This window comes from Fictibacillus sp. 7GRE50, assembly GCF_015903875.1.
Classification (GTDB): Bacteria; Bacillota; Bacilli; order Bacillales; family Fictibacillaceae; genus Fictibacillus; species Fictibacillus phosphorivorans.
Genome location: NZ_JACZDW010000001.1, coordinates 256,045 through 270,849 on the forward strand (window position 1 = coordinate 256,045; position 14,805 = coordinate 270,849).

The following is a 14,805-nucleotide window of genomic DNA, read 5'->3' on the forward strand; positions in this document are numbered from 1 at the left end:
TGGAGATGCTTATCCTTTGTTAGGTTTTGACTAGTTTTGTCTTTTACAGATTTTCAAGAGCAGTTTGAATAGGTACTTCTCCTTCAATCAATTCAAAGACTTTGTGGTTAACTTTTTCATTTCCGAGGCAGGCTGCAAGTGTTCTTGCTACATCTGCTCGAGGTATAGAACCGCGCTCGTTCAGTTTTTCTTTGGCTTGAATCAATCCCATTCCATCATCATCTGTCAGCGCACCTGGACGTAAGATCGTATAATTTAAGGAGCTGTTTATCAGTTCTTGATCAGCTTTTCCTTTTGCCTCTAAATAATGCTGAAGTCCTTCTGGTCCTTTTTCAGGAGTGTCTGCGCCAACTGAACTTACTAGAATGAATTGTTTCACCTTATGTTTTTGCGCTAATTGTATGGACTTTACCGCTCCTTCATAATCTACAGCATCTGTTTTCTCTGGTCCTGTATGGCCACCTGAACCAGCTGTGAATATGACAGCTTCAATCCCTTCATAAACATGTTCAAAATCTTGTTCCAAATCACCTAGAACGGCAGTAATATTCTCATGCAGAAAATGATCTTGCTGTTCTTTCTTTCTAACCATCGCTTTTACAGAGTGTTCTTGATCAGCTAGTATGTTAGATGTCATTTTACCAATATTACCGTTTGCTCCAATCACTAATACATTCACTACATATCCACTCCTTCTATTTGTCTACTTATGTAGTGTTTCACGAAATGATGAATATAAAACATTTGGTTGTGTAATAGAAGTATTTTAAGTAGGTCAGGAGGTTCTGAACGTACAATTTGAGAATTGTGATTTGTTCTGAAATCCAATAAAAAAAGCTCAAAACACCGTTCATCCACGACGTTTTAAGCTTCTTTCTAATTCATAACAACATTCTTATGTAACTGTCTTTGGAGTTCATCAGCATGAAGCGGCTTGTACAGATGATAACCTTGGCCGAATACACACCCTTGCTCTACTAAGAAATTGATCTGCTCACGGCTTTCGATTCCTTCTGCAATTACACTAAAATCGAGATTATGTCCCATATCAATTATCGTTTTTACAATCGCTCCTGCTTTTGAATCTGTCAAAATATCATCGATAAACATCTTATCAATCTTTAATGTATCAACGGGTAATTGTCTCAAATACGTTAACGAGGAATAACCTGTACCAAAGTCATCGACAGATATGCGAATTCCTTTCGCCCTTAAAGAATTTAATATCGGAAGAGCTTCCTCCATGTTTTGCATCGTGGTACTTTCTGTAATCTCCAGCTCTAATGAAGTAGGAGGAAATTCAGTTTCAGCTAAAATACTTTCAACTCTTTCGATAAATGCTTCTTCTAATAGTTGTCTAACCGATATATTTACGGAGATTAAGAGGTCACTAAAGCCATTTTCATGCCAATGTACCCCTTGCAAACAAGCTTCTCTTAACACCCATTCTCCGATTGGTAGAATCATCCCCGTCTCTTCAGCTATTGGTATGAATTCAGCAGGAGAGATCATCCCTTCATCTTCTTTATTCCAGCGCAATAACGCTTCGACACCCAGAATCTTATTATTTCCGATATGAACTAAAGGTTGATAAACAAGAAAGAATTCTTTGTTCGTTAAAGCTCTTCTTAAACCATGCTCGAGAGTTAACCTTCTTTCCATCTTGCCATCACGTTGCTCCGTGAAAAATTGATAATTGTTTCGTCCTTTTTCCTTTGCTTGGTACAAAGCGGAATCAGCGCGTTTTAAGAGTGTTTCACTGTCTGAACCATTCCCTGGATATGTACTGATACCTATGCTTGGTGTTGTAAATACTTCTTGCCCACTCAACTTGAACGGTTTTGTAAAAGCTTGAATGATCTGTTCTGCTTTTTGTTTAATCTCACTGATTTCTTTAAAGTTTAACAAAATCAGAAATTCATCTCCACTTCTCCTAAACACGGTTCCGTTATATCCAACCGTAACCTTTAAAAGTTCTGCTACCTTCTGCAGCAACAGATCACCAAAGCTATGCCCAAGAGTATCGTTCAGAACATTAAACCGATCTAGATCCACGTACAACAGAGCTAGATTGCGACTCTGTACGTCTGCTTCCTTTATTTGTTTTTCTATCGTCTGCATAAATCCATTACGATTAGGCAGCCCCGTTAGTTCATCATAATAAGCCATATGCTCAATCGTAATTTCAGCTCTTTTTCTTTCTGTAATATCAATAAGAATAGAGTTAAAATCAACTAATTTTTTGTTGGCATCTAAAAAGGGAATTCCCCGATCTTGAATCCAGCGTATCTCACCGTTCGGCTTCATGATTCGATACTCACTTGTAGTGATCAATCCGTTTTGAATAGCTATACCTCGGTTTATGATGATTTCGTCATCATCAGGGTGAATGACCTTTTTCCACAATTCTGAGTCATCATAAAAAGCTTGCAAAGGATAACCATATAACTTTTCAATACCCGATGTGATCAAAAGTTTATTGGTCTTCAAATTGTGTGACCATATCGCAACATCGATACTGTCAAATATATTTTGAAGCTTCACTCGACTCGCTTCTAATTCCGCAAAAGTTTCTTTGTGATTTAAGATCTCTTGCTCTAAATTTATTGCATAACTATCTTTTACGATCAGCATCTTATAAATCAAAATTGCAAAAAGAACAACAATTCCTAAGTCGATCCCATACATCAAATAGCTCTGATTATACATTAATCCTATTGTGCTTACAGTATGTAAGGTAAACAAAACCGCTATGATATAGGTCCATTTTTTTGTTTTTGCGTGTTTTAATGGCATTTGTAAGCCTCCAAGGCTATTAAGTATACCTTTTCTATCGGCTATTTCATGGAAATTTAAACTTTCTTCAATAAAGTAAACATACTTATAAAAAAAACTCTCTGCTCAAGTCATGAGCAGAGAGTAATATTATCGTTTTAGTCCTTATTATATTCCAGCATGCCGCCTGTCATATTCTTGACCTTAAATCCATGATCTAGCAGGAAATAAGCAACATTCTCACTGCGGCGTCCGGAACGGCAGACGATGATGTGTTCTTCGTCCTTGTTTATTTCATCTAGACGAACTGGTATTTCACCCATTTTGATATGCGCTGCTTCTGGGATCTTCCCTTCAGCTACTTCTTCATCTTCTCGAACATCAATCAGAGATATCTTTTTGCCCTCTTGGAGCAATTGCTTTACTTCTGATGGTGAAATTTCTTTTAACTCTTCCATGAACGTTTGCCTCCTTTAATTCGCAACGATATTCACAAGCTTACCTGGAACTGTAATCACTTTGCGAATCGTCTTTCCTTCAATGCTTTGTTGAACGGATTCATCTTTTAGAGCAGCTTCTTCCATATCAGAACCACTGATGTTAGCCGCAATCGTCATCTTTGCTTTAAGTTTGCCGTTAACTTGAACAACGATTTCAACTTCATTTTCTACAAGCTGTGCTTCATCCCAAACCGGCCAAGACGCATATGCGATGCTGCCTTCTCCACCCAGCATTTCCCAAAGCTCTTCACAAATATGCGGAGCGATCGGGGAAAGCATCTTAACAAAACCTTGCATGAAATCCTTTGGAAGAACTTCTTGTTTGTTTGCTTCATTTACAAACACCATCAATTGTGAAATGGCTGTATTAAAGCGCAGCCCTTCATAATCTTCCGTTACTTTCTTTACCGTCATATGGTAAAGACGGTTGAAGGCCTCTGTTCCTTGTTTATCTTGGATAGAAGGATTTATCTTCTCTCCATCTTCAGCAAGAAGCAATCTCCATACACGATCTAGGAATCTGCGAGCTCCGTCTAAACCAGTTGTGCTCCATGCGATGGAAGCGTCAAGTGGTCCCATGAACATCTCATACAAACGCAGTGTATCTGCACCATGGCTCGTTACGATCTCGTCAGGGTTAACTACGTTTCCTTTAGATTTACTCATCTTTTCATTATTTTCTCCAAGAATCATCCCTTGGTTGAAAAGTTTTTGGAAAGGTTCTTTTGTTGGTACGATACCTAGGTCGTAAAGAACCTTATGCCAGAAACGAGCATAAAGAAGATGCAACACCGCGTGCTCCGCTCCACCGATATAAATGTCAACCGGAAGCCAATGCTTAAGCTTCTCTGGAGATGCCAATTGCTCCTCGTTTTTTGGATCGATATAACGAAGGTAATACCAGCAGCTTCCTGCCCACTGAGGCATCGTATTCGTTTCACGACGTCCTTTCTTTCCTGTTTCAGGATCAACAACGTTTACCCACTCTTCAACGTTAGCGAGAGGAGATTCTCCTGTGCCTGAAGGTTTGATCTCTTTAACAATCGGAAGAAGAAGAGGAAGTTGATCTTCTGAAACCGTCGACATCGTACCATCTTCCCAATGAATAACCGGAATCGGCTCGCCCCAATAACGCTGACGTGAGAATAACCAGTCACGAAGACGATAAGTAATCTTCTTCTCACCTTTTTTGTTCTCAGAAAGCCATTCGTTCATTGTTGCAATCGCTTTTTCTTTCTGCATGCCATTCAAGAAATCTGAATTAACGTGTTCACCATCACCTGTGTATGCTTCTTCTGCCACATTTCCGCCGGCAACCACTTCAGCGATCGGAAGTTCAAACTTAACTGCGAACTCGTGATCACGTTCATCGTGAGCAGGAACTGCCATGATCGCACCTGTTCCATAGCTTGCTAATACATAGTCTGCAATCCAGATCGGAAGTTTTGCACCTGTTACAGGATGAATCGCATATGCACCTGTAAACACACCAGACTTTTCTTTTGCAAGCTCTGTACGTTCAAGATCAGACTTTGTTTCTACTTGTCTTTGATAAGCGGTTACTGCCTCTTTTTGGTCTTCTGTTACAATATCGTTCACTAGTTTATTTTCAGGAGCTAAAACTAAGTATGTCGCACCGAAAAGTGTATCAGGTCGTGTCGTGAACACTGTGATTTTAGAAGAATGTCCATCTACATCAAAGTGTACTTCAGCTCCCTCTGAGCGGCCGATCCAGTTTCGCTGCATGTCTTTCAAGCTCTCAGGCCAATCTAGTTCATCTAGATCTTCTAACAATCTGTCAGCGTATGCTGTGATCTTAAGCATCCATTGTCTCATAGGTTTACGAACAACAGGATGGCCGCCACGTTCACTTTTTCCATCGATGACTTCTTCGTTTGCAAGTACCGTTCCAAGTGCTTCACACCAGTTAACAGGTACTTCATCTACATATGCAAGTCCTTTATTATAAAGCTGGATAAAGATCCATTGAGTCCATTTGTAATAAGAAGGATCTGTTGTGTTAACTTCACGGTCCCAGTCATAAGAGAAACCAAGCTCTTTAATCTGTCTGCGGAACGTATTGATGTTTGTTTCTGTAAATTCTGCTGGATCGTTTCCTGTATCAAGCGCATACTGTTCGGCAGGAAGTCCGAAAGCATCCCACCCCATCGGATGAAGTACGTTGTATCCTTGCATACGCTTCATTCTAGATAGAATATCTGTCGCCGTATAACCTTCTGGATGACCAACATGAAGGCCAGCTCCAGATGGGTATGGAAACATATCTAGCGCGTAAAATTTCTTTTTATCATATTCTTCTTTTGTTTGGAACGTTTTGTTCTGATCCCAAAACTGTTGCCACTTTTTCTCGATTGTTTTGTGGTTATAATACATAACCGATCCTCCTTAGAAAACTATACTTTTAAAAACAAAAAACCTCCCGCCCCTAATAAACATTAGGGACGAAAGGTTAGTTAACAATTTAAACCTGCCGCGGTACCACCCTGATTAATGCAAAAATCGCATTCACTCGGAAACATACCTTAACGCGGCGAACGGCAAGCATTACTTCATTCACACTTGCAACTAAAGGGCGAGTTCAAAAAAGTCCGGGTTGACTTGCACCAGCCGTCAACTCTCTATCATTCCATTCTTTTTTTACTATTCCCTATCATCGTTATTAAAAATTTAGATGCTAATTTGTATTTTATGAATAACTCCCTAAATTGTCAAGGTTGTTTAGACGTATAATAGCCTATTTTTCCCACTTTTAAACAAATGCTATATCGCTGTAAGCGGTATCTTGACAAACATTTAGGAGCTGTATAATGTTATGTTAACCGTTATTATTTTCATGTTAACATTTAAAAGGGGTGCAACAAACATGCATGAAACCAACGAAAAACTGAAGATGTCACTTTACGCAGCACTTATGGCAGGAATTACAGCGATTCTTGCTCAGCTGACCATTCCACTACCGGTAGTTCCGATTACAGGGCAGACATTAGCGATTGGTCTTTGCGCAACTATTTTAGGTCGTAAATACGGCACATTAGCTGTGATGATCTACGTCGCTATGGGTGCGATCGGTCTCCCAGTATTTTCTGAAGCTAAAGGTGGGTTCATGGTACTGATCGGTCCAACAGGAGGCTATATCGTCGGCTTTATTATCGCTGCTTTTATCACTGGACTCATTTTAGAAAAGACAAGTTTTACTCTGCTGCCTGCTGTTGTAGCAAACATGGCAGGTATGGTGATCACACTTGTGTTCGGTGCCGTTCAACTAAAGTTCATCGCAAGCCTTAGCTGGGAACAAGCGTTGAGTCTTGGTGTTATTCCTTTTTTACTTGTCGGAGTAATTAAAGCCATTTTGGCTTCCGTTCTTGGTGTTACGATCAGAAGAAGATTAATGTCAGCTAAACTGCTTCCAAAAGAAGAAACAAGAGCTGCTTAATTCATTAAAATATGAACAACCAAGAGACCGTGATTATCACATCACGGTCTCTTGGTTGTTCATTATCTATCAATCTCAAGAAGCTTGTTGAGGAATTTCAGTCTGTTGTATGGCATGTCGACTCTTGCTATATAGGATCGTTAAAATGAAAGCAAGCACCATCAGGCCGATAATCGTTTGAAACAACACAGATATGTTGAACAGATCTGCAATCATTCCTCCAAACAACGGACCGAGCATCCTTCCGCCTGTGGCAGTAGAATTTACGATTCCTTGATAGAATCCTGCTCTGCCTTCAGGAGCGAGCTCTGCTGCGATGGATGGAACACCTGGCCATACGAGCATCTCTCCTATTGTCAGCACAATCATCGCTACCATAAACCCACTAAAGTCTTTTGCATTTCCCACCATCACAAATGAAATGACAAATATACAATAACCGACCAAAATTTGAGATGTTGTAGAATGAAGCCACTTTTTCAAGAAAAGGTTGACCAGCGGCTGACCAAGAACGATAAACACACCATTAACGGTCCAGAGTAAACTATACATTTTCAGACTTACCCCTAGTGATTGCGTATAAGCGGCGATCGTGGACTGCCACTGAACATAACCTATCCAAGCCAACAGATACCCTCCGCATAAAATTAACAAAGCAATAAACGCTTCTTTGTTGTGAATTCTTTTACGTTGAGAAAAAACGGTTTGCACAGATGCTTCTTCTTTTTCATCTATGCCTTTAAAGCCGAATAACACAATAATAAAAAATACAAAAGATAGAGTGGAACAACTGATGAATGACAGTGTGAAAGAATACGAAGCTGCAAATCCACCAAGAGCAGCCCCAAGCGCCACTCCTACATTCTGTGCAATATAGATTCTGTTAAACGCCTTCCTTCCACCCTCTTTCCACATCGTACCTGCTAAAGCATACATAGATGGAAAGACGATTCCCATTCCAAATCCCATAAAAACAAGAAGGATACTGTACATCCAAAAATCATGAAACCAGATTAATAAGAAAGAAGTCGTAAATGAAATGGAGACTCCGAGCATAATCGTCTTGTAGCCTCCTAATTTATCAAACAGCAATCCTCCCGTTAAGTTACCGATGATTCCAGCACCTGAGTTAAGTAATAGAACCATTCCTGCTACGGTAAGTGATTTACCAAGGTGTTCATGTATAAAAATCGTATTGATCGGCCACAAAAAACTTGAGCCCGTCACATTAAGTGCCATTCCAATAATGAGCAGCCATACTTTCGCTGGCATAAATATCCCCCGCTTGCTAACTAAGATGTCATAAACCACTCTGTATTTTATTCCTTTTTCCTGCACTTTACAATTTGAAAGTACTGACAACTCATTTTGCCGCTCAACGTGCGAACATGCTACAATGTCATATGGTGCTCATCACCGTATGAAGGAGTGAGAAAGATGACACACCTTATGGAAAAACCAGATTATTTTGGAGAAAAAAGATATTACACATGGAATCAGCATTTAAAGTCCCATTTTGGAGATAAAATTATTAAAGTACCACTTGATGGCGGATTCGATTGTCCGAATCGTGATGGCAACGCAGCATTTGGAGGATGTACCTTCTGCTCTCAAAGCGGCTCAGGAGATTTTGCAGGAAACCGCCGTGATGATATCATCACACAGTTTCACACCGTTAAAAAAAGAATGCATTCGAAATGGAAAAAAGGTAAATATATAGGCTATTTCCAAGCTTTTACGAACACGTACGCTCCTGTTGAGCAACTAAAAGAGCTATATGAAACGGTGCTCGAACAAGAAGGTGTTGTTGGACTTTCCATTGCTACGAGACCTGATTGTTTACCGGATGATGTAATTGAATATTTAGCTGACTTAAATAAACGAACTTATCTTTGGATCGAGTTAGGACTTCAGACTGTACATGAGCGAACAGCATTGCTCATAAACAGAGCTCATGATTACGCAACATATGTAGAAGGAGTAGAAAAACTTCGAAAACATAACATTAGAGTGTGTACACACATCATTAACGGATTGCCTTTAGAAACTCCAGAAATGATGATAGAAACAGCAAGGGAAGTTGCGAAACTAGATGTTCAAGGAATCAAGATTCATTTGCTTCATCTTCTAAAAAAGACACCGATGGTCAAACAATACGAACAAGGTATGTTAGAATTTCTTGATTTTGACACATATGTAAAACTTGTTTGTGACCAACTAGAGATTCTTCCCCCACATATGATGATTCATCGCCTGACTGGAGATGGACCATCTGATCTATTGGTCGGACCAATGTGGAGTTTAAATAAATGGAAAGTGTTAAACGCGATTGAAAGTGAGCTTAAAAACAGAAATAGTTTTCAAGGGGAATTTTATAATACGTCTGAGGTGAATACACCATGAAATTAGAAGGAGTTTTGCCGTTTGCGAGAACACTTCTTCGTACATTTTGTGATGAGGGAGATATCGTAATTGATGCAACATGCGGAAACGGAAACGACACTTTATTTTTATCAAAACTCGTCGGTGAGAGCGGCCATGTGTTTGCTTTTGATATTCAAAAGCAAGCAATCGAGAACTCAAAGCAACGGCTTGTTGATCATCATGCAGATCATAACGTTACTTTTTTTCATTCCTCTCATGATGAATTAACAACTCAGTTACCTAGTAATCTTCACACAAAAGTAACTGCCGCTATTTTCAACCTTGGTTACTTGCCTGGAAGCGATAAGTCGATTACAACAACAGGATCATCTACAATCGGTGCTATTGAACAGCTCTTGCAACTATTAAAACCTGAAGGCATCATCATACTCGTGATCTACCATGGGCATGAAGAGGGAAAAAGAGAAAAAGAACTAGTCATGAATTATGTAAAACAGCTGGATCAAAAACAGGCTCATGTTTTACAATACGAATTTATTAATCAAAAAAACGACCCGCCATTTGTAGTCGCAATCGAAAAAAGAGGCTGAACTCAACTAATCAAAGTTGATTCAGCCTTTTTTAAAGTATACTCTTGTTAAATGGTGCAGTCTCAGGATTCAGAAACTAGTCGCCATCTATACACGTTGGGGTATTATGCATCATCAATCCAGAAATTTGAGCACGCAATCCAGAAGTTTCGGCTGTTTATCCACGAGATTTGCCTCTCCATCCAAAAGTTTTTGTCTTTTATCCACGAGTTTACAATCCTCGACAAATTACGCAATAGTTACTATCCTCACATACCCCTGCTAAAAGCGAAGCACATGGAGCGGAGACCAACCAATTCCAAGAGCTACAAAACTTGCTCTATCAGAAATTTATTTATGAGATAGAAGGTTTTAATCTTTGATATAATTTTCGATTTACATAGAAGAAGTAACTCGTTACGCCACCAACTTTAACGAGCTTTGCAGCCATCTTTTTGATTCCAGGGCTCTCAGACACCTTCCGATCTGCAAGATAGATCCCTAAGAGACCTCTTTGGATCAAACGGTGAAACCTTGAGTTAGGCAGGTTTGCACAGCTTTTCTCTGCTTTTTCCGCAAAATAAACCATACGTTCTAACATGTGCTGATCATTCTTATAATACGTACAAAAATTAAGATCACCTTCTAACTTGTCCTCATTTTGATCAATAAAATAATCCAAAAGAATATGAAGACCTTGTAGCCATGGAAAATATCCTTTCTTTATCGTTGCAGCAGATTCTTTCGTGAAGTTTCCTTGAAACGCATAGCTGACTAAACAAAAAATACCGAGCGTTGATCCTGCACAAGCTGAAAATTCGTACCAAGTAATATCCGGTAGAACAGATTGATACTCTCCGAACCAACTGATTAAGCGGGGCTCTCTTTCTTGAACGATTACATGTTTATGTACTTGCAGGTCACAATAAATCGAAGCAAGTCCGATTAGTTCACTTGCGATATTCGGATAAGCTTTCATCTCTGACAAAACACTTTGACACGTGTAGACAAGTTCGTTTAAATAACCTCCGTCGTCCTGTTCTTCTCTGTAACGATAATAATTAGTAGGAACAGCGCCAGGAGATAGGGCATGAAACATGCTTTCATGAAGTGCTCGGAAATCTTTTTCATTCAGTGACGTGCTTCTGTCACAAAGATTATCTAAATAGTCGCTGATCGTTTGGTACGCCACCACAAACTCTATAGCTTTTTTGCGCTGGTTACCTGCTAGCAGTGTGAGGATAGCTCCCCCTTCACAGTGAAACATCTTATCCGATATGCTGCTAACTGCCTGTTTTCTTAATTCAGGGTTAGGAATCTTTTCAGCTCTATTATGCCAGGTCTTCAGCAGAAGACTGACGGCCGGAAAAATCTGCGTATAAACGGAATACATCAATCCCCAAGGGTGAACCGGAACTTTGTTCATAAGATGGCTCCTTTTGTTTATTTCTTTCCTTACCTTTTTCTTTAATCGACCTCGCTATGCAAAAATAGAAATTTTTTCACATAATTAAACACATGATCTCTTTCAGGCTCGTTTAATACTTCATGATATAGGGACGGAAATTCTTTATACCATTTCTCTTGGAGCTGCACTGCGTTAAACCATTGCATAACTTTCATTTTGTCCACGATTCGATCATCCCCCGCTTGTAAAAGCATTAAAGGTACATTTGGGAAATCTTTATAATGATCAAAAACATGTTTTATCGAACCAATCAACTCTCGATACCACCTGACAGAAACTTTCTTAACGATCAACTTATCCTCTCTATCACGAATACGTATCTCTTCGTTCCTTGTAGCACTGCCTTCAGGTAAGTTGGTCGCTAACCTTACACTCGGAGCGAGTTTGTTCAATAGAACGGAAACGGCTTCTTTTCCTTTTGATGGGTAATGAACCAATCCTAAACACGGAGAGGATAAGATTACCGCTTTTACGCTTAGCCTTTTTTCCATCAAGGTTCTGATCACAGCTAATCCACCCATGCTGTGTCCTAAGATATATACGGGAAGGCCTAATTTCTCGGCTTCTAGATACCATTTTTCTATGGTTTGGATATAATCGTCGAATGCATCAATATGTCCTCTTCTTCTCGTTGTCGTACCTTGACCAGGAAGATCGCCTGAAACACAATGCAAGCCCGCTTCGTTCAGTTGCTTGATGACCCAATCATACCTGCCATGATGTTCATTTGCACCATGTACGACAACGATTGTTCCGATCGCATCCTTTTTTGTTTTCCACGTCCACATTTCTCCACCTTCTTCTCTATTCATAAGACTTGATGATTTGCTAAACTGTAGATAGATAAATATTGATAATAGGAGTGTATAATGATGATCTATCCATTTGGAGATAAACAACCTAAGATTTCAGAAACTGCCTTTATTGCAGACTATGTCACCATAACGGGTGATGTTCAGATTGGCGAATATTCTTCTGTATGGTTTAACACATCCATACGAGGAGATGTTTCCCCGACTATCATTGGAAACTATGTAAATGTTCAAGATAATTCCGTTCTTCATCAAAGCCCGAACCGCCCTCTTCATTTAAAAGATGGCGTTACAGTTGGACATAGCGTGATTTTACATAGTTGTGTCGTTGAAGAGAACGCATTGATCGGAATGGGTTCACTCGTGCTCGATGGAGCTCACATTGGACAAGGAGCTTTTATAGGCGCAGGAAGTCTTGTTCCTCCTGGAAAAAAGATACCACCTAATACGTTAGCTTTCGGTCGGCCTGCTAAGGTGATTAGAGAATTAACAGAAGAAGATATCACGGACATGAACCGCATTCGCCGTGAATATTACGAGAAAGGTCAGTATTATAAGTCCTTGCAGCCTAAACGTTAAACTCGATTAGGTTACCATCTGGATCACTCACAAAAACTTGATGCCACTCTGTTTTGTTTGTTGGTTTGTTAACATAAGGAACGTTATGAACATCTAATGTTTTTATTAGCTTGTCCATGTCGGTAACTCTTATCGCAAAATGACCGTCTCTGCTATCAATCTCAGTCGTATTTCTTCTAGCCTTACCTTTAGGATGAACGATCAAATGAAGCTGTGTGTCACCGATATCATACCAAACGCCTGGAAAATCAAACTGCGGGCGTTTTTTATTTTGCTTGAAACCGAGAATTCCCTCATAAAAATAAAGGGATTCTTTTAGATTTGTTACAAGTAAGGATACATGATGTATTCCTGCATACATGTACTTCCACCTCACCTCTCTGTATGTTTTGCCCATAATTTTAACATAGAAACAAACAATTTGAGATGAATTCGTACTGAAACTGCCTTCCTTTTGAATACTTATAATAAAAGTTAACAATATGAAAGGAAGTTGTCTGATGCGTCCATCTAACCAAAAGTCTTATGTTCCTTATCATAGCCCTTACGATCCGTGCCCTCCGATCGGAAAAAAATATTACTCTACTCCTCCTAATCTATATATGGGATTCCAACCATATAACCTGCCACAATACTCACCAAAAGAAGCACTCCAAAAAGGCACATTATGGCCAGCATTTTATGATTATTATGAAAATCCCTATGAAAGAAGGAGGTAATCTTCGTGCCATCAACCTTACCTGAAGAGTTCTATCAGTGGATGGAAGAACTGCAAGCAGTTGATTTTGTTCTTGTGGAACTTACTTTATATCTCGATACACACCCACAAGATGAATCTGCAGTCCAACAGTTTAATCAGTTCGCAAAACAAAGAAAACAGATCAAAAGAGCCATTGAATCAAAATATGGTCCTCTCCAGCAATACGGAAACAGTTATTCAGGTATGCCATGGAATTGGAGTGACGGACCATGGCCGTGGCAGTTATAAAGCGAAAGGAGGTTCATTTAAATGTGGGTGTATGAAAAAAAACTGCAATATCCCGTTAAAGTCACTTCATGTAATCCGACACTTGCTAAATACTTGATCGAACAATATGGAGGTGCAGATGGAGAACTCGCAGCGGCTCTTCGGTATTTAAATCAGCGTTATACAATTCCAGACAAAGTGATAGGACTTCTTACAGATATAGGTACAGAGGAGTTCGCGCATCTCGAGATGATCGCAACCATGATCTACAAGCTGACAAAGGACGCCACACCAGAGCAACTAAAAGCCGCTGGCATCGCAGACCACTATGTAAATCACGACAGCGCATTATTTTACCATAATGCAGCGGGTGTACCGTTTACTGCAAGCTACATAGCTGCAAAAGGCGATCCGATAGCTGATTTATATGAAGATATTGCAGCGGAAGAAAAAGCACGAGCTACCTATCAATGGATCATTAATATGTCAGATGACCCTGACCTTAATGACTCTCTTCGGTTCCTAAGAGAAAGAGAGATTATCCACTCTCAACGATTCCGTGAGGCAGTTGAAATCTTAAAAGAAGAACGTGACAGGAAAATATATTTCTAACCATTCTGCACATGCAGGATGGTTTTTTTATAATAATTTCATACTGTCTTCATGTTCCCCTTACAATTGTATTTTATTATTATAGTATCAAACAAAATATGAATGGTAAGGGGGATATTCATGACAAAAGTAATCGACTGGCTTTATGAAAAAGAGTGTACATTTTTCCGGCTGATTAATGGAAGATTACACAGAAATTCAATGGATCATTTTTTTCACTTGTGGACACATCTTGGTGGTGCAACAGCTACTATCTCAACAAGTATTCTGCTTCTGTTATTTCTCCCTATGCATTTAAAGTCTTGGGGAATTGTTTGTATGCTGTCATTATTGATCAGCCACATTCCTGTTGCGATTTCTAAGAAAATGTACCCGAGAAAGAGACCGTATTTAAGCCTTCCAGATACAAACATCGGCGATAACCCATTAAAAGATCATTCTTTTCCATCCGGTCATACAACAGCTGTATTTTCAATCGTAACGCCTTTAATACTATTGAATCCGTTTATCGGTATATTTTTATTAGTCGCCGCTCTTTTAGTGGCCATCTCCCGTATGTATCTAGGTCTTCACTATCCATCTGATGTACTTGCAGGAATGATTCTAGGCATCAGCTCCAGCTTCTTTTCTTTGTTCTTAGTTAATAGCTTTGTCTTGCCTTATTTCTTATAAAAAGGAGATGAA

Annotated in this window: 16 protein-coding genes and 1 other annotated feature; of the genes, 8 read left to right on the plus strand and 8 right to left on the minus strand. The window is 39.5% G+C overall.

The window, feature by feature from the left end; genetic code table 11:
- Window positions 1-43: 43 nt before the first annotated feature.
- The 4 genes from IHV12_RS01215 to leuS form a co-directional block, all read right to left on the minus strand.
- Complete coding sequence (locus IHV12_RS01215; protein WP_197131761.1) at window positions 44-679, minus strand: SDR family oxidoreductase; 636 nt, start codon at window positions 677-679, stop codon at window positions 44-46.
- Window positions 680-876: 197 nt separating this feature from the next.
- Window positions 877-2,796: a putative bifunctional diguanylate cyclase/phosphodiesterase gene (locus tag IHV12_RS01220; protein ID WP_197189616.1), complete on the minus strand. Its 1,920-nt coding sequence runs from the start codon at window positions 2,794-2,796 to the stop codon at window positions 877-879.
- Between the two features lie 137 nt (window positions 2,797-2,933).
- Window positions 2,934-3,233 carry a rhodanese-like domain-containing protein gene (locus tag IHV12_RS01225; RefSeq protein WP_197189617.1) on the minus strand — a complete coding sequence of 100 codons (300 nt, stop codon included), beginning with the start codon at window positions 3,231-3,233 and terminating at the stop codon, window positions 2,934-2,936.
- A 15-nt stretch (window positions 3,234-3,248) separates the two neighbouring features.
- A complete protein-coding gene (gene leuS / locus IHV12_RS01230) occupies window positions 3,249-5,669 on the minus strand; it encodes a leucine--tRNA ligase (RefSeq protein ID WP_197189618.1) in 2,421 nt (806 codons plus the stop codon).
- A gap of 61 nt (window positions 5,670-5,730) precedes the next feature.
- Window positions 5,731-5,959: a binding site (T-box leader), on the minus strand.
- 170 nt (window positions 5,960-6,129) lie between these two features.
- On the opposite strand from leuS, the gene IHV12_RS01235 reads away from it, so the two are divergent.
- On the plus strand, window positions 6,130-6,729 hold the full coding sequence (locus tag IHV12_RS01235; protein WP_231620607.1) for a biotin transporter BioY: 600 nt from the start codon (window positions 6,130-6,132) through the stop codon (window positions 6,727-6,729).
- A gap of 75 nt (window positions 6,730-6,804) precedes the next feature.
- Here IHV12_RS01235 and IHV12_RS01240 read toward each other — a convergent pair whose 3' ends face one another.
- Window positions 6,805-8,001: an MDR family MFS transporter gene (locus tag IHV12_RS01240; RefSeq protein ID WP_197131787.1), complete on the minus strand. Its 1,197-nt coding sequence runs from the start codon at window positions 7,999-8,001 to the stop codon at window positions 6,805-6,807.
- A 165-nt stretch (window positions 8,002-8,166) separates the two neighbouring features.
- Between IHV12_RS01240 and IHV12_RS01245 the strand changes: the two genes are divergently transcribed.
- Window positions 8,167-9,132 carry a TIGR01212 family radical SAM protein gene (locus tag IHV12_RS01245; RefSeq protein WP_197189619.1) on the plus strand — a complete coding sequence of 322 codons (966 nt, stop codon included), beginning with the start codon at window positions 8,167-8,169 and terminating at the stop codon, window positions 9,130-9,132.
- Window positions 9,129-9,704, plus strand: a complete 576-nt coding sequence (locus IHV12_RS01250) for a class I SAM-dependent methyltransferase (protein ID WP_197189620.1) — start codon at window positions 9,129-9,131, stop codon at window positions 9,702-9,704. The genes IHV12_RS01245 and IHV12_RS01250 overlap by 4 nt, the downstream gene beginning before the upstream one ends.
- A 334-nt stretch (window positions 9,705-10,038) precedes the next feature.
- Here IHV12_RS01250 and IHV12_RS01255 read toward each other — a convergent pair whose 3' ends face one another.
- Together IHV12_RS01255 and IHV12_RS01260 are read right to left on the minus strand one after the other, a co-directional pair.
- Window positions 10,039-11,109, minus strand: coding sequence for a tetraprenyl-beta-curcumene synthase family protein (locus IHV12_RS01255; protein WP_197189621.1), 1,071 nt, complete (start codon window positions 11,107-11,109; stop codon window positions 10,039-10,041).
- A 41-nt stretch (window positions 11,110-11,150) separates the two neighbouring features.
- Window positions 11,151-11,963, minus strand: coding sequence for an alpha/beta hydrolase (locus IHV12_RS01260; protein ID WP_231620608.1), 813 nt, complete (start codon window positions 11,961-11,963; stop codon window positions 11,151-11,153).
- A 60-nt stretch (window positions 11,964-12,023) separates the two neighbouring features.
- Between IHV12_RS01260 and IHV12_RS01265 the strand changes: the two genes are divergently transcribed.
- On the plus strand, window positions 12,024-12,542 hold the full coding sequence (locus IHV12_RS01265) for a gamma carbonic anhydrase family protein (RefSeq protein WP_197131798.1): 519 nt from the start codon (window positions 12,024-12,026) through the stop codon (window positions 12,540-12,542).
- On the opposite strand, the gene IHV12_RS01270 is transcribed toward IHV12_RS01265, so the two are convergent.
- Window positions 12,532-12,903 carry a VOC family protein gene (locus IHV12_RS01270; RefSeq protein WP_197131801.1) on the minus strand — a complete coding sequence of 124 codons (372 nt, stop codon included), beginning with the start codon at window positions 12,901-12,903 and terminating at the stop codon, window positions 12,532-12,534. The genes IHV12_RS01265 and IHV12_RS01270 overlap by 11 nt on opposite strands.
- Window positions 12,904-13,042: 139 nt before the next feature.
- Here IHV12_RS01270 and IHV12_RS01275 point away from each other — a divergent pair, with 139 nt between their 5' ends.
- The 4 genes from IHV12_RS01275 (at window position 13,043) to IHV12_RS01290 (ending at window position 14,793) form a co-directional block, all read left to right on the plus strand.
- Window positions 13,043-13,261: a spore coat associated protein CotJA gene (locus IHV12_RS01275; protein WP_197131804.1), complete on the plus strand. Its 219-nt coding sequence runs from the start codon at window positions 13,043-13,045 to the stop codon at window positions 13,259-13,261.
- A 41-nt stretch (window positions 13,262-13,302) separates the two neighbouring features.
- Window positions 13,303-13,530 (plus strand): spore coat protein CotJB, encoded by a 228-nt coding sequence (locus IHV12_RS01280; RefSeq protein WP_197132171.1) that lies wholly within the window; start codon window positions 13,303-13,305, stop codon window positions 13,528-13,530.
- Between the two features lie 21 nt (window positions 13,531-13,551).
- Window positions 13,552-14,121 (plus strand): spore coat protein CotJC, encoded by a 570-nt coding sequence (cotJC, locus tag IHV12_RS01285; protein WP_191752016.1) that lies wholly within the window; start codon window positions 13,552-13,554, stop codon window positions 14,119-14,121.
- 120 nt (window positions 14,122-14,241) lie between these two features.
- Window positions 14,242-14,793 (plus strand): phosphatase PAP2 family protein, encoded by a 552-nt coding sequence (locus tag IHV12_RS01290; protein ID WP_197189622.1) that lies wholly within the window; start codon window positions 14,242-14,244, stop codon window positions 14,791-14,793.
- The last annotated feature ends 12 nt before the right edge of the window (window positions 14,794-14,805 follow it).

Coding starts and splice junctions, on each gene's coding strand:
- IHV12_RS01220 (WP_197189616.1), bottom strand. CDS start 2,796: ATGCCATTAAAACACGCAAAAACAAAAAAATGGACCTATATCATAGCG.
- IHV12_RS01225 (WP_197189617.1), bottom strand. CDS start 3,233: ATGGAAGAGTTAAAAGAAATTTCACCATCAGAAGTAAAGCAATTGCTC.
- leuS (WP_197189618.1), bottom strand. CDS start 5,669: ATGTATTATAACCACAAAACAATCGAGAAAAAGTGGCAACAGTTTTGG.
- IHV12_RS01235 (WP_231620607.1), top strand. CDS start 6,130: ATGTTAACATTTAAAAGGGGTGCAACAAACATGCATGAAACCAACGAA.
- IHV12_RS01240 (WP_197131787.1), bottom strand. CDS start 8,001: ATGCCAGCGAAAGTATGGCTGCTCATTATTGGAATGGCACTTAATGTG.
- IHV12_RS01245 (WP_197189619.1), top strand. CDS start 8,167: ATGACACACCTTATGGAAAAACCAGATTATTTTGGAGAAAAAAGATAT.
- IHV12_RS01250 (WP_197189620.1), top strand. CDS start 9,129: ATGAAATTAGAAGGAGTTTTGCCGTTTGCGAGAACACTTCTTCGTACA.
- IHV12_RS01255 (WP_197189621.1), bottom strand. CDS start 11,109: ATGAACAAAGTTCCGGTTCACCCTTGGGGATTGATGTATTCCGTTTAT.
- IHV12_RS01260 (WP_231620608.1), bottom strand. CDS start 11,963: ATGAATAGAGAAGAAGGTGGAGAAATGTGGACGTGGAAAACAAAAAAG.
- IHV12_RS01265 (WP_197131798.1), top strand. CDS start 12,024: ATGATCTATCCATTTGGAGATAAACAACCTAAGATTTCAGAAACTGCC.
- IHV12_RS01270 (WP_197131801.1), bottom strand. CDS start 12,903: ATGTATGCAGGAATACATCATGTATCCTTACTTGTAACAAATCTAAAA.
- IHV12_RS01275 (WP_197131804.1), top strand. CDS start 13,043: ATGCGTCCATCTAACCAAAAGTCTTATGTTCCTTATCATAGCCCTTAC.
- IHV12_RS01280 (WP_197132171.1), top strand. CDS start 13,303: ATGGAAGAACTGCAAGCAGTTGATTTTGTTCTTGTGGAACTTACTTTA.
- cotJC (WP_191752016.1), top strand. CDS start 13,552: ATGTGGGTGTATGAAAAAAAACTGCAATATCCCGTTAAAGTCACTTCA.
- IHV12_RS01290 (WP_197189622.1), top strand. CDS start 14,242: ATGACAAAAGTAATCGACTGGCTTTATGAAAAAGAGTGTACATTTTTC.